Source organism: Paenibacillus amylolyticus (assembly GCF_036894225.1).
Lineage (GTDB): Bacteria > Bacillota > Bacilli > Paenibacillales > Paenibacillaceae > Paenibacillus > Paenibacillus amylolyticus.
In genome coordinates this window covers 633,454-658,486 of the sequence record NZ_CP145892.1, presented here as the reverse complement: position 1 = coordinate 658,486, position 25,033 = coordinate 633,454, and the positions used below count along the sequence as shown (strand labels likewise).

Sequence of the window (25,033 nt, the reverse complement as noted above, 5' to 3'; positions counted from 1 at the left end):
ATACTTTGTGAAATTTTGAACTTTAAAATCTGCTATATAAGGAGATACGTTTCATGACCCCAGAACGTTTCGACATTTATGATGATCAGCAAAATTGGATCGGCACTTCACTACGCAGCGAGGTCCATGCCAAGGGATATTGGCACCGTTCATTCCACTGCTGGATCGTGCGTGACGAAGGCGAGCAGCGACGGGTTCTTTTTCAGCGGCGGCGTGATATTAAGGATACCTTTCCCGGATGTTACGACATTACAGCAGCAGGTCATCTCACCGCAGGTGAACAACTGCAAGACGCCAGTCGTGAGCTGGAGGAAGAACTGGGTGTTTATACTCCATTCGAGGCACTAACCTATCTACTCACGGCTACACAGCAACTCCAAGGAGAGGTGCGTGGTGTCCCATTCATAGATCGGGAATTCAGCGCCGTCTATGGATTATGTCTGAACCAGCCGCTCGAAGCCTACGTTCTGCAGCCTAGCGAGGTGGATAGCCTGTATGAAGTGCCGCTGGATGATCTACTCGCTTTGTTTCGTAATGAGATCGACGTCATTCAAGCTACCGGAGTTCAGACTCAGCCATTGATATCACCGCCACATTCCATCGGTCATAAGGACCCGTCAAGCAGCGATCATGCAGCTGATGAGCCGGAACGTATCGTTCGCGAGATTCGGGCAACGGAATTTGTACCCCATGGTACAGCTTATTATACGGACGTGCTGGAAGCTCTGTATCACGTGCCCAAAGAGTGATCGTGTACAATCCTGTTCAACCCGATCCAGTTCAATCGAATGTTCATAGCTTCATTTTCTCAAAAATAGCATAACTTCATACCTTTACTATCGACTTGACTGGAAACAGATGCTGTGACGAACATCACTGTCATCTCTCAAACCAGCACAAACAGGCGTCTGCCTTCGGGCAGCGCCTGCTTTATGTACACACGTATTCGTTTCGTCAAGATAGGTACCTATGTGCTGGCATGTTCACTCCATCAGAGGTGAATTAGTCGCCGATCTGTCTAGCTCTGGTCACCTTCTCCTGAAGGAGAAGACCAATAACGCGCAGAGAGTTCTTCGTACCGGTGCCCATAGCGGGACTCCAGTTCCTCCCCCATATCCTGTTCCAGTTCGTACAACACCAGCTCTTGAGCAAAATGATTCAGCAGCAGTCCGGTCATTACCGGATGCTCCGTCACTACTGCCTGTGTGGCGCATGATTCACCGCGCATGCCCAGCATGCACCAGCGGCGATCGACCACCAGGGAAAATTTCCGACCATTACCTGTACCATACATAGGCAAACCCGGCCAAGGGACAGGCTGATCGATCATGCCTTCGCCACCATCACACGACCATAACAACCGCACACCCCGAGCTTCAGCCTGTTGTAAGTCATTACGCAGCAGCTCTGCCTCTTCACGCCAAACGTCTACGACAATCTCATGCTGAGCCTCGGCCAATTCACGGCTCAGATTCTCAAACACATTTTTGTCACCTTCGACGTTATAGAAGACAGGCTTCTCCGGTTCACTTTTGGGCATGCTGCTCTGAACATAGTCCAGCGAGGTACGCATTTGATCGGAGATCATACGTGTCATCTCCTCTGGCTTCAGCACACTATACTTCGCCGGTTCCCCAGGACTACACCGCAAGAATCCACGCTGTTCCAGCCGTTGCAGGGTCGCATATACATTGGAACGGGACACGCCCAGCCGCTTCGCAACCTCATATCCTGAGGCTGATCCCTGACGGGCGAGTTCCACCATAATTTTAGATTCCATCTCGGTAAACCCGAGATGACGCAAATGATGCAGCAGTTGGTCCATATTCCCGTCCCCCCATGCTGTCAGCAACCCGCACTGCCTCACACTGATGCGGCAGTGCTTCTACTGCATCAGATCAGATCTGTTCGGCACCACAGCGCGGGCACCACTTCGACCCTTTGGGCAGCTCGGCTGCACAAATCTGACAATTCACCATTTCGCGTGATACTTCGGTCTGTACGTCCACCGTGTTCACGATCGGGTTGTTTTCTTTCCAGTAGCGGATGCGTTCGTCCAGTTCCTGCTGACGCTCACGTTCCCGTTGCATCTCTTCATCTCTGCGACGTTCCCACTCGGCATCAAACGCTTCCTTTTCTTCCTGGGTAAATTCCGTACTGTTATATTCCGATTCCGTTTCCAGATCCGCTATGGACGGAATGACCGTATGGTACGGCTCGTCTTCCTCCAGTTCCAACTCAGGTGGTGCATCGTAGAAGTCCGGCTCCGGAGTTGGGGTCTGAGTTACAGCTGCTTCCTGTCTTGCGGCTGTGGTGGCTCCTGCAACTCCTGCTGCTGCTACTTTAGGCGCTGCTGTCTTGAGTTCACCCAACTTGCGTCCGCATTTAGGGCAGAAGTTGGCATCCAGGGAAGCGACGTGTCCACACTCGCACAACCGTTCGTTCTTAAGTTGTGCAATCTTGTTGCGCAGACCATCAATCTCGTCCTGCAATTCGTCGCAGAGCTGCGACAGATCCACCATCTCTTTTTCTGCACGCGTCATATCCTGTGCCCGATAACCCTCATAGAAGATGCGACCCATATCTGTAAAATGGACTTCCTGTTCCTGTTGCAAGCCCACAATCTGGTTGTTCAGTTTCCCAATCTCAACGGCGTGTTGGGCACGCTCTGTTGCTTTGTTCGCTCCGTCTTTGATGCGCTGAAGCAGTTTCATGACCATTCCTCCTCTGTCCCGTCAAAACCAATATTATCATTTCTATTTAGTAGTAAATTAGCATATTACATCTTTCATGCAAAATGCTCAGGCATATAACTTATACGATATCATGCCAAAAAGTTGCGTAATCTCGTGCAGGTGCCCGTTTTATACCGATACTGGATGAAATCGGGGGCTTTCGTCAAGACCATATGTTCGGGTATAATGAAGCTTTGACCATACTTAACCGCCTGATTAGGCGACTAACTCTATCATACCAATTTACAATGCGATTGTGAAAAGGGCAAATGGTTTACTTTTAGCCGGGATAGTCCTATCCCTGAATGCATACAGAGGTGGATGAAACATGTTAAGTCCGAACTCAACGTTCTACCCCCGTCCGCTCGGGGTTACCCCGGCGGCGTCCCTGCCCCAGTCCCCGTCTGCTCCGCTGGAGACCAGTCGGCAACTCGTGGGCAATGATCAACAGGATGCCTTTTATTTTCGCTCGCTGGAAGAGGCAGGCATCAAGTTAAACGCACCACAAATCTCGGCAGTCCGTCACGGCAGAGGACCTATTCTGACGCTCGCCGGAGCCGGTTGTGGCAAAACAACTGTACTGGCTGCAAGAGCCGGCTACCTCATAGAGGTCAGCGGCGTACATGCAGGCAGTATCCTGCTGGTGACGTTCACGAACAAAGCCGCCACCGAGATGAAAGACCGGATCGCCGCATTGCCAGGCATACGTCCGGCAGCCGCGAGAGCCGTACAGGCTCGTACCTTCCACTCTTTTGCGCTGACATTATTACGTCATTACGGTGTGCAGGAAGAGATCTTTGGCGAGTCGCGAGCCCAACATACCGTACTGAAGATGCTTCTTCGCCAAAATGGCATGAGTGAAGCCTTCCAGCCTGAAAGTCTGCTGGCCATGCTGTCCGCATGGAAGATGCAAGGATCGGAAACAACCGATCTGCCTGAAAAATCACAGGAAGAACGCGATGCCAAACGTGTTCTGCTTGGTTACGAAGCCTGGAAGCAGGATCGCGGCAAAATGGATTTTGATGATATTTTACTACGGGCAGCCGCGCTGCTTCGTGATCCTGCTGTTCTGGGGCCGCTTCAGAAGCGTTTCCAGTACATTATGGTGGATGAGTTCCAGGATACCAACCATCTGCAGTATGAAATTGTGCAAAAACTGGCTTCCGCTCACCGCAATCTGATGGTTGTGGGAGACGACGACCAGACGATCTATACCTTTAATGGCGCACGCCAGGAATCAATTTTGGAATTCGATAAAGTATACCCCGGTGCACGCATTGTGACGCTGGATATCAATTATCGTAGTGATGCACGCATTCTGGGACTCGGAAGTGAACTGGTCGCCCGCAATAAACGCAGACGTGACAAACGGCTACGTGCCGCTGGAAACCGCGGCGATGCCCCCCGTTTCGCTACACCCTCCAATGCGGAGGAAGAAGCAGCGTGGGTCGTAAACCAGCTGTGCCAGCAGGTTGAAGAAGGACAACACACCTATCGTGATATTGCGATTCTTCACCGGACAGCCAGCAGCAGCCGGGCTGTATTCGAGCAGCTTGTGTTGAAAGATGTACCTTTTGTACAGCATGGTGCTTCTCCGGTGTTCTATGACCAGTCTCTCATCAGACCCCTGATGGATCATCTGCGTCTGTCCATTGACCCACGAGCCATGGATGCTCTTCCAAGTGCACTGGGTCCGCTCTACGTCTCACGCGATGCGGGTCTGGAATGGATACAGCGTTGTGAACAACAACAGGCGAAGAAATATCCGCTCATCCATCTGGTGAAATGGGAAAAGCTGAAACCATTTCAGCAGGAACAGGTCAAAGAACGCATCAAACTGATCAAATCACTGCACAAACTAAAACCCATCATCGCCATTCAGGAGATGCGCAGGCAGTTCTACGACAAGTATATGGAAAGTGGTGATCCCAGCATCTTCACCCACTATAAGGAAACGATGCTGGAAACTCTGGATGAATTCGAAGCTGCTGTCAAAAAATTCGAAACGGTAGAAGAGTTCATCCAATTCGCGGATGAGCTGTCCCGCAGACACCGTGAGATGGAATCTTTGCGTCGTGCGCAGGATAGTGACGCGGTACAGCTGATGACCATTCACCGGGCCAAAGGACTGGAGTTCCCTTGTGTGTACTGGATCGGAGCCAGTGAAGGCATTGTGCCTCACAGTACCGCACTGCGTCAGGATATTCCTGAGGATCAGAAAGCTGCGCTTGCTGTGCAGCAGACAGATGCCGAACTGGACATGGCGCTGGAGGAAGAACGCAGGCTCGCCTACGTTGCCATCACACGGGCCAAGCAGTACTTGTATGTCACCTCACCGGCGAGCCATCACGGAAAACCAGCGGATGTGTCCCGTTTCCTGCTTGAAGCCTTCGGCATGGAAGTACCGGACAAACGCAAACCTCGTGAGGAGAGCCGGACGAGCAGTCAGGCTTCATATGGTAAAGGCAACGGACAGTATGCCCGCTCGTCCGGCTCAGGTGCCCGTTCCGAAGGTCGGGATGTGGCACAGCGTCGTGCCATCAGCCACAGTGACCGTCGAGACTACGAGGTCCACAACGAACGTGATGAGGATCGCCTCGGTGAACGGCGTGGCAGTGGTGAAATTCGCAACCATAAGGCATTCAGCACTCCGGGTGTGAGTCAGACAGCTGCGAGTTCCTCCAGTTCGCAGTCGCACACTTCAGGTTCAGGTAATGCTGAGCGTACGGAGACCGTTGCGGTATGGAAGTGCAGTTCATCCACCTGTAAAGCGTGGCTAAGACAGAAGCCGGCTGTGCCTTCTTCAAAAACAAACAAGAAAGCTTCATCGGGCCCTCCCGCCTGTCCCCTGTGTTCAGGATCAATGGAGGCCGGTACCCGCCAGGTGCCCGTAACGGGGAGATTTGGGAAATAACTCAAAGGAAGAGGTCCCTTATGGAGTTAGCGATGAACCATCACTCGTGTCATGGCTGGTCATATGTGACTGAACATGTGGATGAGTAAATAACACACGAGCATGGTAGCTCGTTTCAGGGCGCTTTTTGCTGTTTATTAACAGTAGAAGCGTCTTTTTTCCATTTCAGAATGGGGGTTAGAATATGCAGGACGGCAAACAACATCTGTATGTATCGGTAACACATAATCTTATTGAGCAAACAAAGAACGAATCTACACCCTTTGAGGTGTTGGTGGATGACGAACAGTTGGGCCGATTGAAAGATCTGATGAAGGTGCTGGAGGATGACGATGCCTATACATTGCAACGGGCTCCGGTACCCTACAAATCGGCAGACCATGATGAGGCAACGGAGCAGTTTTCGGATGGCATGACCTTGCTGTACACCTTTCTGTATGACCACGGCACGCCGGATACCCGGCAGGCAATTGAAACCATGAACGTGCTTCCAAGGCTGCAGGATACGGATTATGATGACCCTGGATACGAGAATTCACCACTGAATAAATGACCTGATGCCAAAAAGCATGCGTAACCGCAGATCACGCGGAAGACGCATGCTTTTTAATATGCCGAAGGACAACTGCCATGTAAAATGAACTCAATCCAGACGAATCTCCTGCCCTTTCTCAGCGGATTCGTAGATTCCGCACAACATGCGCGTGGAAGTCACACCATCCGCAATTGGGCTGATCGGCTCTGTACCGTTCAGGCAACAATCCACAAAGTGGTCAATCTGGTTCTGGAATGCACTATGAATATGGAGACCCGTATTGTCCGTCTGGGGTTCAATATTCAGGATGGTATTATTTTTCTCCGTGACGATCAGTGTCTCCGGCTCCAGTTCGAACCCACCACGCTCGCCGTATAATTTCACCGAAGATTCATCTCCGCGTGCATGCAGGGTAAAGCTCACATCCACCGCCAGCGAAGCCCCGTTTTCAAACCGAATGAGCGCATTCGCCATATCTTCTACGTCATTCACAGCTGCGCTGTAGTCAGCTGCTTTGTAAAAAGAAAGATGTTCAATATGGGCACGATTGCCCAACTTCCGATACGTATTACCACTGACCGAAACAGGTTTCGGCCTGCCCATGAGGTACCAACATTGGTCGATAATATGTACGCCGAGATCAATCAGGGGGCCACCGCCGGAACGGCTTTTGTCAGCAAACCAACCGCCTGGATTGCCGTGACGCCGCAGAATGGAGGCTTTGGCATAATACAGTTCACCAAACTCCCCGGCATCTATGAATCTGCGCATCATCTGCATATTGTTATCATAACGCCGCACAAAACCAACGATAAACGTACGTCCGCTCTTCTTCACCGCTTCTTCAATCCGCAGTGCATCTTCCACATTGGTTGCGACCGGTTTCTCCAGCAACACATGCTTGCCTGCCTCCAATGCAGCAATGGCAAATTCCGCATGTGTATTATTCCAGGTACAGATACTGACAGCATCCACATGCGGGTCCTCCAGCATCTCCCGATAATCGGTGTACACGGATTGAGCATCATACTTCTGTGCCGCAGCTTTAGCCCGTTCTTCGTTCAGATCGCAGATCGCATAGATGACGGCATCCTCGTTTTTGGCATAACACCTCATATGAAGATCCGAGATTGATCCCGTACCGATCATTCCGATGTGCAACATTTGTTTCGTGCTCATCATCGTCCTCCCTTCCTTTTCCACAGCTTCCACAACATCATTATCGTCTAGTCTGCCCGCAGCATGCCTTCGTAAATACCCGGCGTTGAATTTTCAATCTTCACGGCACCCAGCGTCCGGGCATAGAAATCCACAGGTCCCGCTGATCCGATAATCGCATACCCGTAACCGTCCGCCTTCATCGCATGCATACAGGCCAGTAACAAGGCTGTGCCTACACCTTTGCCTCGTGCATCCTGGCTCACACCGGTCGGTCCGAAGAAGTTGCGACATGTCGCTTCGTAACAGGCAAATCCAATCATTTTCCCATGCTCAACCGCAATATAACAGGACACCGGCTGACGCGCAAAAGTGACCTCACATTCATCCACCCAAGCCTGACTAAAATGTGACCTCACCCAATCCAGTACAAGCTGTTTCTCTGGGGCAATGGCTCTTCGAATCACAATGGAGGATTCCTCCAACGCTCTCAGTCCACTCTCTTGCTCCGGCAAACGATAGAGCGCTACCAACATATCACTCATCTAATCCGTTCCTCCTCGTACTTGAATGTGAAATAGGACAAAGGTTTGGCCACTTACCTGAAATTAACCTGATCCTGCTGCGGATAACCTGCAATACAAGCGATATTTCTAATTTAAGCTAACCTACCGCTTACATTCATTGCATTTCAACTGCAACACTTAGACGATTTGTCCCGTCTATTAACTTGAAGCGCGGCCCTAAGGAAGATTTTACCGCGTCAGTACACAGATTAGAAGGGATGAATATTGATGAACAACAACATGAAAAAAGTAAGTGCACTGATGGCCCTATCCATGGCATTGGGTGGTGGAGCCGCTTATGCAGCAACACTGGACAACACAAAACCAGTCCATCAAACATCCGTTTCAGCAGATAGTAACGCAGCGAGTGTAGTAAACGTATCCGTGAATGGTGCAGCCATCTCTGATGGTTATTGGAACAAAGATGGCAAAGTAGCCATGATCCCGCTGCGTGATCTTACCGACGCACTGGGTATTGAACTGGAATGGAATAAAGAAACTAAAACTGCAGAGCTGACTCGTGGTGCTCTCTGGACACAGGTAATTACAGGCAAGGACCAATATTCTGTGAATAAAATGTCACTCACGCTGGGTACAGCGCCCGAAATCACAGGCGGCAAATTGTATGTACCGGTTTCTTTTGCTGAGAAAGCACTGCATGGACAAGTGAACACAACGGGCAATCAAGTGACTATCTCCAGTGAAGAGGACGTGAAGACGGTTACAGAACGTGGTGTAATTACCAGAATCTCGAACCAAGATAAATATAAGTCCATCCAGATTGGCGGTGCAGGTACGGATGGTATTGTGCTCAATCTGAGCGATGAGACAAAATTCATCTCAGTTGAGGGGAAAGAGATTGCACTGACTGATCTGGCCATTGGCATGAACGTGGAAGCTGAGCATTCCCTGATCACCACCCGCAGTCTGCCACCACAAACGCCGACCTATACAGTCACTGTACTGGATGCAGCTACAGCATCTGAGTCACAACCTAAAGAGCTTCTGGGTACAGCGGGTACAATTGAAAATGTAACAACAGCTGAAGGCGGCATCTCACAGATCGAGATTACAGGAACACGGTTAACAGAAACCGCTCCTGACCATGTCGTGCTGAACATTGCTAAAGACACGCTGATCGTGAACCACGAAGGTGAAACGGTGAAAACCGAAGAACTGACCAAAGGCACTAAAGTCATTGGGTTCTACAGCCCTATGCTGACACGCAGCCTGCCTCCAATCGGAACAGCTTGGAAAGTGGTTGTTGAAACACCTGCAGCAGAGCTGGAAGCGAAATAATACGATTGGAAAAACGTCTGGCTGAAACACATGTTATATGTTGTTGCAGACGACCGTGTGCATCGCTTAGCGCGGGGTCATGAGTGTGGAGCATCATAATGACCAGCCATCCGCATGTAGCTCCTGACGCGCGGTGTAATGAGTTTGGCGCATCAAGAACTCAGCCGTGCGGCCAGGCGGCGAAGTCAATTCAAAATAACCTTATCCGCTTGTCTTTTGACAGGCATGGATAAGGTTGTTTTTTTGGTTTTGGTTTTGGTTTTGGTTTTGGTTTTGGTTTTGGTTTTGGTTTTGGTTTTGGTTTTGGTTTTTTAGAGTGTGTCTACAAACTGCTTCAAACCGAAGGGTATCTGAAACTTGTCCGGAGCAGACACGTGCGATGTGCGCTGCATACGAAATACATTGCTTACCGAATGTAAGAGCAAGCGGAGTTTACGCTAACGAATCTGAGGCATCTTATTCAAGAATTTGAAGTACCCGCAGAAATCTAAGGAATCTCAGGCACGCTATGTTTGAATAAATAGCTGTTTTCAGCATTTTTATCAGAGTAATTTGGGGAATAACGTGTCTGATGTTCCTTACATTTTAGCTAGAGGACCTTATCGCCAAATAAGACGTCCTGGGTTCCTTAGAAATCATCCGGATAACCGTCAGAATCAATCGGCTGTGACTTCATCTTCAACAATCGCTTCCACTTCAATCTCAACCATCAACAAGGGATCAATGAGTGCGCTAACTTCAACCATGGTGGCTACAGGCTGGATCTGTCCAAAAAATTCACCGTGCGCCTTGCCAACTTCCTCCCATCTGGAGATATCGGTCACAAACATCCGGGTTCTCACCACATGCGACATGTCAGCCCCCAGTTCTTTCAGTGCATTCTCGATCGTCTGCAAAACGAACCTTGTCTGTGCATACGGATCACCTGCCCCAACAACTACACCATCTTGCATCGCGGTTGTACCCGCCACTTCGATTCGTTTCCCTACACGGATTGCACGGCAATATCCCACCAACGGTTCCCATGGGGAGCCCGTAAAAACCTGCTGTCTGCTCATTCTCTCGTCCCTCGCTTTGGTTGTATTTGTCTCTTCAGATTAAACATAAATTATATCAGTCCCCCATCATCTCGGACAATGGAATCAAGTTTAATTCTATCTTAAATCCATTAACATTTTTGCACAGAAAAAAATCCCCTGAATGACTGCCCATTGGTTAGATCAAGGACGGTTCATTCGGGGATTTATGAGAATTAGGATTTTTGAGAATTAGTATTAGTATCTTTTCTTTAAGGATGAAACATCCAAATTACAACTTGATATTAGCCTCATCGAAGTATTCTTCCAGAGTTAACCCACTCTTCGCCACATCCGGTGCCAAATCTGTACCGATGTACCGGATATGCCAAGGCTCATAGACGTAACCTGTGGTATCTTCTTCACCTTGCAGATAACGGATGACATATCCGTATTCTGCAGCATGTTCAGCCAACCACTGGCCTTCCTTCGATGTGCCAAATACCTCTTCCAGCACATTGCCCACACTCGGACTCGATACATCGATGGCAAGACCCGTCTGATGTTCGCTTCGGCCTGGCACAGAACTCACACGATCTGTGTATTCTTGACCTTTGGTTTTGACATTATTGTTATAGATGGATACCTGACGCTGATATGAACGATAACCGGACACCGCACGAAGCTCAATGCCATCCGCTTTTGCACCTGCAAACAACTTCTCCAGCGCCTCCGCAGCTTCCTTGCGCATATGCCGCTTCTCGTGTGGTTCGTCGAAGGAGAACGGTACATTCGGCTCTACCAGATCGTCCGGCTCGTAACCGTCAGGCAGACTCCGTTGTTTGTTCACAATGACGGTCATAGACTCGGCATTGGTCACCACAGATTGTGCATCAATCGTCGTTTGCAGTGCGCTGATACTGCGTTTCTCCAGCAATGGATCTTCCCCTGTCGCGCCATTACCATTGTCCGAAGAGCCCTGCCCTTCGCCCGCTGAAGCATTCCCAGACTCGCTATCCGTGCCTTCACCGCTGTTGCCAGAAGATGATGTGTCATCCCCGCCAGCATTGTCGCCATCCGTTCCTTTATCCTCCGTAAAATGAACCGTTGTGCCGTCCGTCTCCTGTTGCGTGTTACCTGTTCCATTCGGATTCTGGCTCTCCTCTGTGCCTGAACCGTTCTGGCACGCGGCAAGCAATGCTCCGCATATCATCAATGAGGACAGCATAACCACCATGCGGCGCTGTCTTCCTGTAGTTGATTTCATGTAAAAACTCCTATCGCAATAATATAAATGTTATATAGTTCTCAGCGTGCAATGTTCCCTGCGACAGTATACCTTAATTGGGAGCGAAGCTCCACCGGTAAAGACCTCCTTTAGAAGAGATCCGAATGAACATATACGGGCTGTACAGCCTGTATGATCGTTTTTTGGACTTTTAGAGCAACATCCCCGTGCTGTACACAATAGAATTGAAATGGGAATATACCTTCATATATCCAATATGCAAAAAATTGATTATACCCAGATGCACTTTACTAATGAGCATTAGCATTGTTGGATAAAGACAAAATTCATCTTGTACCGGGAAATGAATTAAATCAAATAATGCAACATGCTGCAATAAAAACAAGCAGGGGTGATCTGAGATCCCCCCCGCTCTGATGGGTGCATCATTTGGTTGCCGGGCTGTCCGTCTTCTTCTGGACAGCCTGCCACATCCGCGCGGCTACACGCTCGCGGATCAAATCCAGCCCTGCGGTGGCCGGCACGCCCGGCAGCAGCGCCGTCAGCTCCGACAAGGCCGGCGGCTTGCCCGGCTGCGCGAGGCGCACCTCAACGGCGCCAAAGCCCGGCCCCGGCTGGTGCATGGCGCCGTCCGCGGCGGCCTCGGCGATCCACTCGCCGACGGCAGCGCCGCCTTCGCCGCCCCGCACTTGCGGGCGGCCAGCCGTTTCCGCTGCGCGGCCGGGGCCGCTGGGATCATGGGCGAGTTCCTCCGCCCATGCCCCCAGCACGCCGGCGAGCAGCGCTTCGCGCGGCAGGCCGGCGTGCGCCAGCTGCAGCAGCGGCTCGGCCGCGAGGCGCGCGGCTACGGCGCGCTCAGCGGCCGCGGCATGCGCGCAGCCCGGGCGGCCGCAGGTGCATGCCACGGCCGCGCTGACCGTTGTTGCGCCTGGCGAGCCATCGGGCGCTTGCGTAGCCGGCAGCAGCCCGGCGAGCTCCTCGGACGCCGGGCCGCCGCGCAACAGGGCGTACAGCGTCAGCGGGCGCTTGCGCAACTGAGCCAGTACAGCCTCGCGCTGGGCTTCGCTCAGTCGCGCGGGCGTTCCCGTGACCGTGAACATGCCTGCGGCCGATCCGGTCTTGCCCTCAACAGCGGAAGCGGAAACGGAAACTTCCTGGTCCGCTTCCGCTGCTGTATTTACTTCTGCTGTCCATCCACCGGGGGACATATGCAGCTCGATCTTCCATTTTTCGCTCACAATAATCCCCCTTTCTCCACATCTATATTCCCCTGAATGTTCAAGGTCACAGCCACGTCTCACCCTGAAGAGAAATCAGGCCACGCAGCTCATCATCCGACATCTCGGTCAGCCAATTCTCACCCGAACCAACGACCTGCTCGGAGAGTGCCTTCTTACTTTCGATCAGCTCATCAATCCGTTCCTCCAGCGTTCCCTGACAGATCAACTTGTGCACCTGCACGTTGCGATTCTGTCCAATTCGGAATACACGGTCCGTCGCCTGATTCTCAACCGCAGGATTCCACCACCGGTCATAGTGAACGACATGACTCGCCCGTGTCAGATTCAGACCCACACCTCCGGCACGAAGAGATAGCACAAACATGGACGGACCCTCTCCTTTTTGGAAAGTCTCCACCATATCATCTCTTTGCGCCTTCGACACACCACCATGCAGGAAATAAGGTTCTTCCTCATATCGCTGTTTCAACCTCGATACCAGCAGATCTCCCATAGCAACATACTGCGTGAAGATCAGGGCCGATTCCCCGTTATCACGGATGGCGTCCAGCAGTTCAAGCAAACGTTCCATCTTACCAGATGCCTCAGCCTTGCCGTGGTCTTTCCGATTGCTGTCCGCCAGCACCGGATGATCACAGATCTGCTTGAGCTTGGTCAGGGAGGACAACACAATCCCTTTACGGGCAATGCCATTTCTGCCGTCCAGCCCCCCCATCAGATCATCCACCACACGCTGGTACAACACCGTCTGCTCCGGCGTCAGAGAACAATAGGATTTCAGTTCAAGCTTCTCTGGCAGATCCTTGCGAATATCCGGATCACTTTTCAGCCTGCGCAGCATGAATGGAGATACCAGTCGATGAAGCTCACGCAAGGATGCTGCATTTTCTTCAGATGGTCCCAGTCCCGTATAACGCTGACGGAACGATGAAGCGGTGCCCAGATACCCCGGATTGAGGAACTGAAAAATGGACCAGAGTTCGCTCAGTCGGTTCTCTACAGGCGTTCCTGTCATCGCAATACGATGAAGTGTAGACAGACGCATCACGCTTTGTGCTTGCTTGGTACGGTAGTTCTTAATATATTGTGCCTCATCCAGCACAATGGTGGACCAGTGCAACGAAGCCAGATCCGGGCCATCTCTGCCTGCCAGATGATAGGTCGTCAGTACAATGTCATGCGTCTGCGCTTCTGCCTGGAATTCGTTCCCGTGCAGCCGTTGTCCGCCATGATGAATATATAGCGACAGATCCGGGGCAAACCGCTTCAGCTCACGCTGCCAGTTTCCAAGCAGCGAGGTAGGACACACAATAAGTGCAGGCAGATGAACAGGCCGCTCATTCGTGTGCTGATACGCCGGGAATGCATCATCTGATCCATTCAGCAGCTCATTCTCACGGGCTTCCTCTTCAGCTGCCTGGCGTTCCTCGTGTTTGCGATCCAGCAGACAGGTAATTACCTGAATCGTCTTCCCAAGTCCCATATCGTCCGCGAGACATACGCCAAAGCCCAGCTCACGCATCGCGGATAACCATTGGTAACCTCGTTCCTGATAAGGTCTGAGTTCACCATGCAATTCTGCCGGAACCTGACGAGGCTCAATGCTGCGAAGCACCTGTCCATCGAGCAGGAAAGCAAGCATCCCATCAGATTCGGCACCAAAGACGGAGAGGCCCTTCCATGCGGAATCCTCCCCTTCATCCGCTGCCAGATGCAGCCATTCGGAGAGAGGCATATATTGTTCTTCTTCTTTTTTCATATAACGCAGGACTTGGCGAATCTCTTTTGTATCCACTTCAATCCATTCGCCACGGAACATAACATACGGAACTGTGGATTCAGCCAGTGCTGCCAGTTCCTCCGCCGTTACCGGTTTCCCATCCAGCATAGGCTCCGCTTTGAAAGCAACCAATTGTTCCATGCCAAGTGCCGATGTGGCTCCAGGCAACCGTTCTGTTCCCCGATTCAACATCTGCAGACGCAGTCCCGCACGACGTTTCCCGGCACGACTCCACCTTGAAGGCATGAGAACGGTTATCCCAGCCTTCTGCAAACGTGGAACCGCATGTGTGAGAAACTCAAAGAAACCCTGCTGCTCCAGCTTAATTTCCTCCGGACGAGCGGTAAGCAGCGCCGTCTCCAGTTCAGGTGCCAGTTCTGCCGCTTGCCCGAGTGCCATCAATAATTGCTCTGCCGCCGAGGTATATAACACCTTCCCCCGGTCCAGATCTCGCTCTGGATGTGCCCAGATCGTCCGTGCAGGCAACCTCAAGCTTGGTTCCTGCTCACTGTCCGCCCAAAAGCTGATTCCCCAGATCGTTTCATGTTCGCCCAGCGGTGGCTCCAAGCGGAGCACCAGCTTCAATTGGCCTTCAGCAGGTGCCATCTCTTCTGCTCCCACGATTGGCATTGACGTTCCACCAACTTCTTGCAACGTATGAATAAACGCTGTCATATCGTCCGTCGGCCCTTGCACCGTCACAGGACGGAACATCGAGATCAGACTGTTCCACCAGAGTTCGGCTACTGGCGAAGATCCGCGTCGATATGGGGTGCGGTAACGGGACAGTTCACTGTCCATGCCCTCCAGTTCACTTGTCACTACAGCATGAATCATGCCACTCATGAATGAAAATAATACCGCAGCCCCTGCTTCTTCACGCGTTTCCGGTTCCAATGAAGCATAAGCTCCAGGAGCAGCCAATCCAATCGGAGGCATCGCTTCAGCAAGATCGCGGAAGCGTTCGATGTCCTCCTCCTGCTGCAAGCGTGGTCGCCATACGCCTGTTAATGTCTCTTGTCCGGTCCGTCGCCGTGCTCCGGTCTTTGCTGCGAATTCAGCCGATGGAGCAATTGCTCCCCGCAACAGCAGCTCCTGTGTGAACTGCGCCGCCTTGATCCAGTAACGCATCTCTTCTCCAACCTGAATTCCGGCTGTATTTAACAAACGGTCATCCCATTGCAGCAGCAACCTGAAGGCATCCTTTGGCGAGACTGCCAATCCTTCCAATGTGCGTCCCAGCAGTTGACGCCGCTTCGTGTTCTTCGCTTCAGCCGTGTTCCTCAGCGGATTCGGCCAGCGCAGCTCCGCAAGACGCAGAGCGGCAGGCTGAAACAGACGACCCCCGTCGCCAAAATTCAACCTTCTTACCACGTGGCTCCATGCATCCACACGTGGTTCCGATGTTTCACCGGAAAAACAAAAAAATACGTCACCAAGCCATACTCCATACAGCGATTGCATCATTAAAGTCTCCCGTCATCCCTTCGCATTGTTACTCTCCATCATATACGAAAATGACCGGATTTAAAAACCTTTGCCCATAAAAAGTGGTTATTTCGATGGTTAGGGCGTGTCTGAAAACGCCTTAGCGGCACAAAAAAATGTCCCTTCTCCCGAAAAGCGGATGAGGAACATTTGGGTAAACCGAAGGATAATACTGAATATTGAAAGAATTACGGATCGTTATACTCCTATGATCTGATCAAGCTGCCCAGTAATACATCGAGGTTCAAAATACCTGCACGATGATCTTCACAGAACCCGATTTTGTCAAAAACGCCAAGCATGAAACGACGGTGTTCCTCAGCTGGTTCCTCGAAACGATCGTAACTTACGACAGAATCGACCATATCTACGATCAGCGGTACAAATCCACCTTTGTAAGGCACCACAATAATACGTGTAGAAGAGGTATCCTCCTGGTCTGGCATGCCTAACAATACACGAAGACTCACCACCGAAACGACCTTACCGTACAGCGAAGCAAAACCTCGGATCTCCGGGCTTCCAAATGGAACTGTTGTCACCTGTACCATTCTGATGATCTCATGAACTTCATCAATTCGTAGTGCAAAGATCTGGTCTCCTACCGAAAAATTAATATATTGCATTCCCTCGTCCATAGTTATCCCCATATCCTCTCATTCCGTATAATCAGACTACTTTCGTCCCACTAGATGTTACTTTGGTGTATCGGTTATTTTTGACCAAATGTTTAGGCTTCAGATCAATTTTGCCAACTTCAACAGACGTTGCATTACGGTTGCTGTCTCCGCTCTGCTCATTTGCCCTGTTGTGGAGGGTGGTGGAAATCAGTCGTTTTAATATTGAGCGTAAGTAACCTGACATCGGATTGAAAAATTATATTCAAAAAAAAGACCAAAGATCAGCTTTATGCCGATTTTCGGTCTTTTTTATCCCCATATATTATGGATCTGTTTCTATGTTTTCAAATACTTGGAACAAAAAAGCGTTATTACTGTGGATAACTTGTTTAATTACTCCAAAACGACTGTTTTATCGCATGAAAATACGAGTTATACCTGATTTGTGGATAAGTTGTGCACATATTGCACACATGCTGTGGATATCTTTGGCGTTTCATGTGGATATTCATTAATTTAATGTGGACATGTTGTGTATTTGTTTGTAAATCTGACGTAAAATCTGAATTTCCGCTTCAGTTATCCATTACTGTGGACACGTTGTGGACATGCCCAATTTCCTTCGCTGTAGTTATTCGACCAATTCACCCTGACGCATGATCAGCCTGTCATCGATGTACACGTCCGGCTTTTGTACAACTGCATCAATATGAACACCTGCGGCAATCGTTCCACCAAATGTGTTATTGCTGCCAAAGGCCACATGAATTGTGCCGTACACCTTCTCATCTTCCAGCACCACACCCGTGATTCGCGCCTTGTTATTGGTACCGATCCCGAATTCGCCGAGAAAACGACCATCGCCCTCACCAAGCGTTTCCAGTAATTGAGCCCCATCTGGTCCTTCAGCTGACACCAATCGTCCTTCACTAACGGTCAATAGCATCGGTTCACGGAGTGCCCCAATTCCAGCAACGGAACCATCTACAACAATACTGCCCTCACCCTTGCCCTCAACGGGAGCAATATAAGCTTCTCCTGACGGCAAGTTGCCCGATTCACCAGGGTTCAAATACATACCTGTGCTTGGTACACCGTTACGATCTTCAATGGAAAAGGAAAGACTATGGCCCTGCTTCTCTATTCGCACATGGCGACCTGCGGTTAATAGAGCCGTTACCTTCTCGGTCAACGCCTTTACTTGCGAATATTCAGCTGTAATGGCTCCGTTCATAAACATATCCTCTGTCATGCCAGGCATGGTTGCCACTCGGGTCCCTGAAGCAGCGGCTTTTTTGCGTGCTTGGGTATGTGTTAATGAATATCGCGTTACACACACGGCTACATCTGCTCGAATCATGGCCTCTGCAATCGGCGCCGGTGGCTCTTCTCCAGATCTGCTGCGTTCCTCCATGATTAACAGGACCGACTCTGCACCAAGTGCTTTGCCTGCCTCATAGATGGATTCAGCCAGATCCCGCTTCATATCGTCTGCGACAACTACCAGATTCTCTCCGCTGCGCAGTCCGAGACATTTCGTTAGCACATTTTTACTGATTTCCACACGTTGCTTGCTCATACATTCATCTCTCCTGTCTTTGGTTCAGCTCTCAAAAGTCGACTTGACCCTTTCGACAATTAGCACGGGATTCCTGCATGTCCAAACCTGAACTCACCTCAAGGTATCGGCCCATTGGGCGAGGATTGCAGCTGTTTCCTTATACCGAAACGTCGGAAAGTAATGTCCATAGGGGACATCTATCCGTTTGACCTGTGAGTTCATATCTTGGGGATAGTGATATTCCTGATCTTGATTGGCCCACACAACTAATACATTCTTGACATAATGCTGACTTTCCATTTTCGCCCACAACGTTGATCTGGCGCCTTTCCTCTGACCCGAGTGGATCCAGCGCAACAAGTCTGCATGTGCTCCTGCAATACGAGGGGACTGGAGACTGGAGCGTATTCTCTTGCCCATGGCCTCGGCCATAACACTGCTGTCGCCTACGCCGCTATGTGAACTGAACATTTGATTCCAACTTTTCTCCGATCTGCCACGCAGCAGGGAGCGTATCACCCCTCTTGGTAAACGGGAAACCCATCTTAGGACATTCGGATTTGAATTGTTGGCAACTGGCTGGAGCAACCCCAGTCGAATGTCTGTCCGCCCGCTACGCATCTGTGCCGCAGCTACAATAGCAGCCCCGATCGAATGACCAACCAGCTTCACCGGACCCTCAAACTCACCAATAGCCGTAAGCAGTGCATCCACCTGACCTTCAAACGCTTCATCCCCCTGATGTACCGGGGACCGTCCGAATCCAGCGAGATCGATTAACCATACCGGGTTCCCGGTCCGGTCCCTAAGCTGTTTTCCTAAAGGTAACATCTCATCCGCAGATTGAAGCAAACCATGTACAATAATCCAAGGCTCTCCCTCACCCTCCCAACCAAGCATAGCCATATTTCCACTTCGAGACCGAATATAATCTGTCGGAAAACCCTCAGGTAACGGCGTATACCGAAAACGATAGTCCAGATCGGCTGTAACCAGCGGAAGCTGTTCCCGGATGTCCGGCCAGGATTGCCCCATACGTGTGAACAGAGCCTCCGTCTCTTCAACCGGGAATGACCTGTTGGTAATAAAAGCAACCGACTCCGCTGGAACACCACTGATGCGTGAACCACCTGATTTCATGATCCATTGAATCCACGGTAATGGCACAGCCCCTTTGGGTTTGGGTACGTCCAATTGCTGCGCCAAGAGTTGCAGCAGTTCCTTCATATTGGGACTGTCTTCCCTCCGCGCCAATAGCGGATAAGTTCCTCCGACTGGAGCAGCTTCCCTGGATAGAAAAACTAGTGTCTCTGCAACAATGTCATTCTCCACAAGCGGTAACCAATAGGATGAACCTCCCGGCACTACCGGCATAAGTCCTTTCTGAATCGCCTGAATGAGCAGTCCAATCCCACCCGTTTGCTCGGTTTCACCTGTGGGACGTGGCCCAACCACTGTACTCGGATTTACAACGGATAAGGGATAGCGATGCTGTTCTGCATGCTCGCGAATATGCAGATCGGCATGGAACTTCATCTCTTCATATGCACTTTCATTATTATCCACATGCTCAACCTGTAGATAATTCCCCTGTTCATTCCGCTCTCCATAAGGACTCATATAACCAACAACGTGGATAAAGTGTCTCAATCCATGAGTAGAGTGGATTTCCTGTGCTAGCTGTGCCAGTTCCCTGGCCCCGTTCATGAATATCTGCTCGGCTATTTTTCGTTCCAAAGTGACGTCCATCGTTCCACCCGCGTGAATGATCACATTTGCTTCAAGAGCACGCTCCCGATCTACTGCGGTAAGGCCAAGACCCGACATGGATAAATCACCTGTAATAAAGGTAATCCGCTTGAAATCCTTCACTCCATAAGCCTTCAGCACAGTTCTGGCTCGCTGTTCCGAACGAACCAGCAAGAGCAATTGTGCGTCTCCCTGCGTAAGTTGTTTGACCGTTTCTTTGCCGATAAAACCTGTACTACCTGTCATAAAAATGGTCGTACTTGCCATATCAGACTTACTTATTACCTGATTCATGTTTGTTGAATGTGCTGCTGTGTTTTCTTCATTGGATACACGGTTAGTATGTACAATCATTGTGTTACGGCTCCTTTTAGTACTATATAGTACTAGTTATATTCAAAAAAAGAGCTTCGATTAACGAAGCATCTGACAAAACGTACGCGCCGATTGTTCTATAATCCCTACATCACGGGCAGTTCCCGCTAGGATTAGTGAACCTTCCAATGCGGCAATAAACAACAACGCAGCCGGTCCCGGTTCGATTTCTTTGCGAAATTCACCGCGATCCAAACCTTGCTGAAACAACTTCTCCACCATCGGTCTAAGTTCACGAAAGAATCTGGATATGCTTTCCTTCACTTGGGGTGCACTGTCCGGTGTCTGCATATATAACGTAACAAAAGGACAGCTCCCTTCATAATTTCGGCCCTCAATGCCTGCCGACAACAATGCCATGAATGAGTAGATACGCTCCTCCACTCCTCGCTCACGCTGACTGAGCAGCAGATACAGCTCCGACTCATACTGGGCAATCCAGTATTGTACCACGGCCTGGAGCAGCTCCTCCTTGTTTTTAAAATGATAATAAATATTTGACTTGGATACCCCACTCACGCGCACGACTTCATCCATGCTGACGTAGCTGTACCCCTGACGCAGAAATAATTGTGCCGCCACTTCAACTGCCTTGGTCCGGTTCACCGGATTGGTACTTTTGGATTTGGCGGGTCCCGTATTCATTTTTGGATTTGTCATATTTAGAACTATACAGTACTAATCAGTTGAAAACAAGTATTTCTGTTAACAAAAGAGGACCTCCCACTCCAATTACTCCACACTTGTCCACATTTAGAGTGTAATACACACAGGATATCCACATATAGTATTAACTCTGTGTTAAATACGTCATTAGATCGTTAAACTGCTTAGGGGTTATCCACATTTCAGGGATATAACTGACTTTGAACTTTTCAGAGAGCGTCATTGGCTCCTCGGAAAAACAAAAACAGGCCAACCAGAATAAGATTTCTGGCTAACCTGTTTCAATTAACTCATATATTAGATAGACTAACTTTTCTATCCGAAGATTTCTGAACCATTTTTGGTAACCTGTGGATACCGTCCATGATCCGGATTATTTTTTCAGACTATCCCAGTTCTGTTGCAATGCGTCGAGCAATCCGGCTTTATCCGATTTGCCTGCAACGTAAGCCTGAATCGTGCTGCCATACTCTTGTGGAACCCCTTCAGGGAAACGGTTGAAGTTCCAGCTGAGTGTTTTATTTTCCTGGCTATACTTCATGATCTCTGTGGCGAGGTCACCCAGATCCTCTTCGGATGCCGTGATGGAACTGAACGCCGGAATGAATTTGAATTCTTTCGTCATGTATTGTTTCCCGATATCCGAAGTTACGAGCCACTCCAAAAACTCTTTTGCTTCCGGTTTCACTTGAGAGTTCTTGTTCACAACCCAATAGTTCGGTACACCGACAAATAATTTGTCATTAGGTTCATTGTTAATTGGCATTGGCAGGATACCCAGATTCAGATCCGGATCGATTCCATCGATCTGTACTTGAGTCCAGTTCCCTTGTTGCATCATCGCCGCTTCTCCACTCGCAAACAACGTAACTTGCGTATTGTAGTCGGTTGTCAGCGGGTTTTTGTTGCTGTATTTCAGCGTTAAGTCGAGCAAGTTGATCCAGTCGGCGAACACTTGGTTTCCAGGAATTTTCTCCGTACTTTCGTTGAGTCCCTGGATGAATTTCACCGGATCTGCCTGATTTGCAAATGCGACGTTTACGTTATGATTGCCCAGCACCCACCACTCCTGATATCCATTAGAGAATGGGGTAATGCCTGCGGCTTGAAGTTTCTGTGCCGCTTGATCCAATTGTTCCAGTGTCGTTGGAATTTCAGTAATACCTGCTTTTTGGAAGAGGTCTTTGTTATAAATGAAACCATAACCCTCCAGCGCGAGCGGCTGTCCGTAGAGCTTACCGTCTTTGGTCATTGGCTCTTTGGCTACTTCGAGTGCATCCTTGGCCCATGATTCTCCAGACAGATCTTCCAGATATTCAAGCCATGTATCCAATTCACGATAACCACCTACGTTGAAAATGTCTGGTTGTTCGCCAGCGGCAAACTTGGCTTTTAATGCAGCACCGTAGTCACTGCCGCCACCTACAGTCTGAATGTCCAGTTTGACGCCTGGATGGGAGGATTCATATTCCGCTTTGAGACGATTGAGCGCTTCCGCGATTTCGACTTTGAATTGGAAGATTTTAATGGTTTTATCTCCAGCAGCAGCCTCGCCACCACCTTGAGTATCCGTGTTGACCGGACTGCCACTCTTGTCCCCATTGCCACAACCCGCGAGCATTACCGAAAAAGCAATCAGCATAAGCAACGTCAACTTTGTCATTCTTTTCATACATACACTCTCCCTATAGTAGTTTCAGTATAACCGTTCCACTAATGAATATTTACACTGGCACTCCGATGACAGAATAACCTTCCCTTGAAGCGTGTTTTCATTCTAACGAACCGAGCGCACGTTATTCGCACCTATTTGCACAGGTTCCAATTTTAACGAATCACAGCGACGTTATTTCGTCGATTTGGTCAATTTTTAGGGCTCTGACGCCGTCTTGTACCCGAATAACGTTGCTGAGATTCGTTACAATTTGTATTCCTTGATTATCCACCTATTAAGATGCGGTGGATTCGTTAGCGCTTTGAATACAAGCTTCTTTCTTGGTCATTTCTCTTTATCGTTCTCTTCTCTTTATTGCTCTTTTCCCCAGGAGTCATGCCCAAGCTATACGGGCATGGCTCCCTTTGCACACCTCCATGCGAGGTGGGAGCAAAGGGATCAGGATGCGATGTAGGAGCGGAGCGTTCGCCTTTGATACTCGGTGGCTTCCTTGCCCTAATACATTCAGGCCACCGAGGAGCAACAGCGACCGAAAGCGCAACTTGATCCCGCAGCGACCTTGTGCTCGCACTCGCACCACAGCGACCCTGCCCTCGCACCTTATCCTTTAACTGATCCAGCCGTAATCCCCTGAATGATGTACTTCTGCATCAGCAGGAAGAAGATAATGATCGGCATAATACCGAGCACAAGTGCTGGCAAGGCCAGATCCCATTGCTTCGTATATTGTCCGAAGAGTGCAAAGGTCGCAATCGGGATCGTACGCAGGTTGGAGCTTTGCAGGATCAGCGATGGGAGCAGATAATCATTCCAGATCCAGAGTGTGTTCAGAATGATGACGGTTACATACATCGGTTTCATGAGTGGAAATACGATCCGGAAGAACACTCCGTAGACCGAGCTTCCATCCACACGAGCCGCTTCCTCAATCTCCAGTGGGACGGATTTTACGAATCCGTGGAACAGGAAGACCGACATCGGTGCCCCGAAACCAAGATAACAGATAATGAGGCCGCCAAGGCTGTCGATCAATCCCAGATTACTGGTTACAGTAACAAGTGGAATCATGATAGACTGGAACGGAATCACCATCGCGGCAATGAACATGCCGAACAAAATACGGTTGAACCGGGTATCGCTGCGGACCATTCGGTACGCGGCCATGGAACTGATCAGCACAAGCAACAGATTGCTGACCACGGTAACGATAAGCGAGTTCATCAGCGCGGACGGAAAGTTAATTTTCTCCCAAGCGTTCGCATAGTTGCCCCACTGAAATACTTCCGGCCAAGCAGCCGAATTGGTGAGCAGATCACCGAAGGTTTTGACCGAATTCACAAACAGGAAGTAAAACGGAACCAGGAATAAAAGTCCAAGGAGTACCATGACAATCTCGGTTACAATGGTACTGAAGCGATAATTTTTCGTCGTCTCCATTAGGCTTCTACCTCCTTGCTCTTCGTCAGACGTACCTGAATCATGGTGATGATGGCAACGATTACGAAGAACACGAGCGCTTTGGCGGTTCCGATGCCATATCTGTTATTCACAAAGGCTTCATTGTAAATATTAAGTGCAACCGACTCTGTCGATCCGAACGGTCCACCTTTGGTCAGTGACAGATTGAGATCGAACATTTTGAACGACCAGGAGATCGCCAGGAATAGACAGATTGTCACACCCGGCATAATGAGCGGAAGAATGATGCTCCGCAGTACCTGCCAGCGACTTGCGCCATCAATCTCAGCAGCTTCCAGCAGATCAGGGGATACATTTGTCAGAGATGAGATGTAGATGACCATCAGATATCCTGCGGTCTGCCATACAAACACAATCACGATTCCCCAGAAGGCGGTTGGTTCGTCTCCCAGCCAAGGAAGGTTGAAGAAGGACCAGCCGGTTACATCGCCTACTGCTGAAAACCCTTTCACAAATATGAACTGCCAGATAAAGCCGAGCAACAACCCACCGATCACGTTAGGCATAAAAAAGATCGTACGCAGAATGTTTCTCGTCTTGAGCGGTTTGGTCAGGAAATACGCCAGGAAAAAACCAATCACATTGGTCAGTACCACACCAACCACGGTGAAGCGTACCGTAAACCAAAACGCCGTTTGGAACTTGGGATCATTCGCAAAAACATGCACGAAGTTATCAAACCCTACCCAATTAATGTTCTCGGATACCCCGTTCCAATCCGTGAAGGAATACACCATGCCAAGCAGGAAAGGGACCACGATGATGAGAATAAAAAACACGATGGAGGGACCCACGAACACAAGCTGCTGTAACAGCTGTGAAGATTTGCGATGCTTCATATCGTTCTCCCCTTCTATAGATGGATGAAATTGGTCTCTTTTTCTATTAAACCCCATTATCGCCGAGGGAAACACCGACCCTTGTGAA

20 protein-coding genes are annotated in these 25,033 nt (G+C 49.8%); 4 read left to right on the top strand and 16 right to left on the bottom strand.

Translation table 11 applies throughout. The annotated features are described in order from the left end of the window. Positions 1-53 precede the first annotated feature (53 nt). The gene (locus tag V6668_RS03055) at positions 54-749 is read left to right on the top strand and encodes an NUDIX hydrolase (RefSeq protein WP_338707681.1); all 696 of its coding nucleotides are present in this window, start codon (positions 54-56) and stop codon (positions 747-749) included. A 269-nt stretch (positions 750-1,018) separates the two neighbouring features. Here the strand turns inward: V6668_RS03055 and V6668_RS03050 are convergent, their stop codons facing one another. After that, entirely contained in the window at positions 1,019-1,825 is an 807-nt protein-coding gene (locus tag V6668_RS03050; protein ID WP_253505446.1) for a TrmB family transcriptional regulator, read from the bottom strand. A 73-nt stretch (positions 1,826-1,898) separates the two neighbouring features. After that, the gene (locus tag V6668_RS03045; RefSeq protein WP_036668598.1) at positions 1,899-2,714 is read right to left on the bottom strand and encodes a zinc ribbon domain-containing protein; all 816 of its coding nucleotides are present in this window, start codon (positions 2,712-2,714) and stop codon (positions 1,899-1,901) included. A 349-nt stretch (positions 2,715-3,063) separates the two neighbouring features. Here V6668_RS03045 and V6668_RS03040 point away from each other — a divergent pair, with 349 nt between their 5' ends. Both V6668_RS03040 and V6668_RS03035 read left to right on the top strand, forming a co-directional pair. Further along, positions 3,064-5,649 (top strand): UvrD-helicase domain-containing protein, encoded by a 2,586-nt coding sequence (locus tag V6668_RS03040; protein WP_338707680.1) that lies wholly within the window; start codon positions 3,064-3,066, stop codon positions 5,647-5,649. Positions 5,650-5,833: 184 nt separating this feature from the next. Beyond that, on the top strand, positions 5,834-6,202 hold the full coding sequence (locus V6668_RS03035; protein ID WP_036668594.1) for a hypothetical protein: 369 nt from the start codon (positions 5,834-5,836) through the stop codon (positions 6,200-6,202). A gap of 90 nt (positions 6,203-6,292) precedes the next feature. Here V6668_RS03035 and V6668_RS03030 read toward each other — a convergent pair whose 3' ends face one another. Both V6668_RS03030 and V6668_RS03025 read right to left on the bottom strand, forming a co-directional pair. Beyond that, positions 6,293-7,363 carry a Gfo/Idh/MocA family oxidoreductase gene (locus V6668_RS03030; RefSeq protein ID WP_338708888.1) on the bottom strand — a complete coding sequence of 357 codons (1,071 nt, stop codon included), beginning with the start codon at positions 7,361-7,363 and terminating at the stop codon, positions 6,293-6,295. A 47-nt stretch (positions 7,364-7,410) separates the two neighbouring features. Continuing rightward, the gene (locus V6668_RS03025; RefSeq protein WP_338707679.1) at positions 7,411-7,887 is read right to left on the bottom strand and encodes a GNAT family N-acetyltransferase; all 477 of its coding nucleotides are present in this window, start codon (positions 7,885-7,887) and stop codon (positions 7,411-7,413) included. Between the two features lie 249 nt (positions 7,888-8,136). Between V6668_RS03025 and V6668_RS03020 the strand changes: the two genes are divergently transcribed. Next, on the top strand, positions 8,137-9,207 hold the full coding sequence (locus tag V6668_RS03020) for a copper amine oxidase N-terminal domain-containing protein (RefSeq protein ID WP_338707678.1): 1,071 nt from the start codon (positions 8,137-8,139) through the stop codon (positions 9,205-9,207). Positions 9,208-9,863: 656 nt separating this feature from the next. Here V6668_RS03020 and V6668_RS03015 read toward each other — a convergent pair. The 12 genes from V6668_RS03015 to V6668_RS02960 all read right to left on the bottom strand — a co-directional run bounded on the left by V6668_RS03015 (position 9,864) and on the right by V6668_RS02960 (position 24,945). Beyond that, the gene (locus tag V6668_RS03015; RefSeq protein WP_289391041.1) at positions 9,864-10,265 is read right to left on the bottom strand and encodes a RidA family protein; all 402 of its coding nucleotides are present in this window, start codon (positions 10,263-10,265) and stop codon (positions 9,864-9,866) included. A 250-nt stretch (positions 10,266-10,515) separates the two neighbouring features. Next, positions 10,516-11,490, bottom strand: coding sequence for a M15 family metallopeptidase (locus V6668_RS03010; RefSeq protein WP_036668590.1), 975 nt, complete (start codon positions 11,488-11,490; stop codon positions 10,516-10,518). A gap of 407 nt (positions 11,491-11,897) precedes the next feature. Next, entirely contained in the window at positions 11,898-12,710 is an 813-nt protein-coding gene (locus V6668_RS03005; RefSeq protein ID WP_338707677.1) for a hypothetical protein, read from the bottom strand. 46 nt (positions 12,711-12,756) lie between these two features. Further along, complete coding sequence (locus V6668_RS03000; protein WP_036672086.1) at positions 12,757-15,960, bottom strand: DEAD/DEAH box helicase; 3,204 nt, start codon at positions 15,958-15,960, stop codon at positions 12,757-12,759. A 227-nt stretch (positions 15,961-16,187) separates the two neighbouring features. After that, a complete protein-coding gene (locus V6668_RS02995; protein ID WP_164783412.1) occupies positions 16,188-16,607 on the bottom strand; it encodes a chemotaxis protein CheW in 420 nt (139 codons plus the stop codon). Between the two features lie 43 nt (positions 16,608-16,650). Beyond that, positions 16,651-16,845 (bottom strand): hypothetical protein, encoded by a 195-nt coding sequence (locus V6668_RS02990; RefSeq protein ID WP_338707676.1) that lies wholly within the window; start codon positions 16,843-16,845, stop codon positions 16,651-16,653. 387 nt (positions 16,846-17,232) lie between these two features. Continuing rightward, positions 17,233-18,180, bottom strand: coding sequence for an aminopeptidase (locus tag V6668_RS02985; RefSeq protein WP_036672087.1), 948 nt, complete (start codon positions 18,178-18,180; stop codon positions 17,233-17,235). Between the two features lie 93 nt (positions 18,181-18,273). Then, complete coding sequence (locus V6668_RS02980) at positions 18,274-20,265, bottom strand: alpha/beta fold hydrolase (RefSeq protein ID WP_338707675.1); 1,992 nt, start codon at positions 20,263-20,265, stop codon at positions 18,274-18,276. A 60-nt stretch (positions 20,266-20,325) separates the two neighbouring features. Next, complete coding sequence (locus V6668_RS02975; RefSeq protein ID WP_036607516.1) at positions 20,326-20,892, bottom strand: TetR/AcrR family transcriptional regulator; 567 nt, start codon at positions 20,890-20,892, stop codon at positions 20,326-20,328. Between the two features lie 433 nt (positions 20,893-21,325). Then, a complete protein-coding gene (locus tag V6668_RS02970; RefSeq protein ID WP_036672088.1) occupies positions 21,326-22,624 on the bottom strand; it encodes an ABC transporter substrate-binding protein in 1,299 nt (432 codons plus the stop codon). Positions 22,625-23,227: 603 nt separating this feature from the next. Beyond that, a complete protein-coding gene (locus tag V6668_RS02965; protein WP_036607337.1) occupies positions 23,228-24,064 on the bottom strand; it encodes a carbohydrate ABC transporter permease in 837 nt (278 codons plus the stop codon). Next, positions 24,064-24,945: a carbohydrate ABC transporter permease gene (locus tag V6668_RS02960; protein ID WP_036607341.1), complete on the bottom strand. Its 882-nt coding sequence runs from the start codon at positions 24,943-24,945 to the stop codon at positions 24,064-24,066. The genes V6668_RS02965 and V6668_RS02960 overlap by 1 nt, the downstream gene beginning before the upstream one ends. Positions 24,946-25,033: the final 88 nt, after the last annotated feature.

What these genes read in the sequence shown, in the direction of transcription:
- V6668_RS03020 (WP_338707678.1), top strand. Translation starts at nt 8,137, where the DNA reads ATGAACAACAACATGAAAAAAGTAAGTGCACTGATGGCCCTATCCATG.
- V6668_RS02980 (WP_338707675.1), bottom strand. Translation starts at nt 20,265, where the DNA reads ATGATTGTACATACTAACCGTGTATCCAATGAAGAAAACACAGCAGCA.
- V6668_RS03000 (WP_036672086.1), bottom strand. Translation starts at nt 15,960, where the DNA reads ATGATGCAATCGCTGTATGGAGTATGGCTTGGTGACGTATTTTTTTGT.
- V6668_RS02965 (WP_036607337.1), bottom strand. Translation starts at nt 24,064, where the DNA reads ATGGAGACGACGAAAAATTATCGCTTCAGTACCATTGTAACCGAGATT.
- V6668_RS03035 (WP_036668594.1), top strand. Translation starts at nt 5,834, where the DNA reads ATGCAGGACGGCAAACAACATCTGTATGTATCGGTAACACATAATCTT.
- V6668_RS02990 (WP_338707676.1), bottom strand. Translation starts at nt 16,845, where the DNA reads ATGTCAGGTTACTTACGCTCAATATTAAAACGACTGATTTCCACCACC.
- V6668_RS03010 (WP_036668590.1), bottom strand. Translation starts at nt 11,490, where the DNA reads ATGAAATCAACTACAGGAAGACAGCGCCGCATGGTGGTTATGCTGTCC.
- V6668_RS03040 (WP_338707680.1), top strand. Translation starts at nt 3,064, where the DNA reads ATGTTAAGTCCGAACTCAACGTTCTACCCCCGTCCGCTCGGGGTTACC.
- V6668_RS02960 (WP_036607341.1), bottom strand. Translation starts at nt 24,945, where the DNA reads ATGAAGCATCGCAAATCTTCACAGCTGTTACAGCAGCTTGTGTTCGTG.
- V6668_RS03050 (WP_253505446.1), bottom strand. Translation starts at nt 1,825, where the DNA reads ATGGACCAACTGCTGCATCATTTGCGTCATCTCGGGTTTACCGAGATG.
- V6668_RS03015 (WP_289391041.1), bottom strand. Translation starts at nt 10,265, where the DNA reads ATGAGCAGACAGCAGGTTTTTACGGGCTCCCCATGGGAACCGTTGGTG.
- V6668_RS03030 (WP_338708888.1), bottom strand. Translation starts at nt 7,363, where the DNA reads ATGAGCACGAAACAAATGTTGCACATCGGAATGATCGGTACGGGATCA.
- V6668_RS02995 (WP_164783412.1), bottom strand. Translation starts at nt 16,607, where the DNA reads ATGCAATATATTAATTTTTCGGTAGGAGACCAGATCTTTGCACTACGA.
- V6668_RS02985 (WP_036672087.1), bottom strand. Translation starts at nt 18,180, where the DNA reads ATGAGCAAGCAACGTGTGGAAATCAGTAAAAATGTGCTAACGAAATGT.
- V6668_RS03045 (WP_036668598.1), bottom strand. Translation starts at nt 2,714, where the DNA reads ATGAAACTGCTTCAGCGCATCAAAGACGGAGCGAACAAAGCAACAGAG.
- V6668_RS02970 (WP_036672088.1), bottom strand. Translation starts at nt 22,624, where the DNA reads ATGAAAAGAATGACAAAGTTGACGTTGCTTATGCTGATTGCTTTTTCG.
- V6668_RS03025 (WP_338707679.1), bottom strand. Translation starts at nt 7,887, where the DNA reads ATGAGTGATATGTTGGTAGCGCTCTATCGTTTGCCGGAGCAAGAGAGT.
- V6668_RS03055 (WP_338707681.1), top strand. Translation starts at nt 54, where the DNA reads ATGACCCCAGAACGTTTCGACATTTATGATGATCAGCAAAATTGGATC.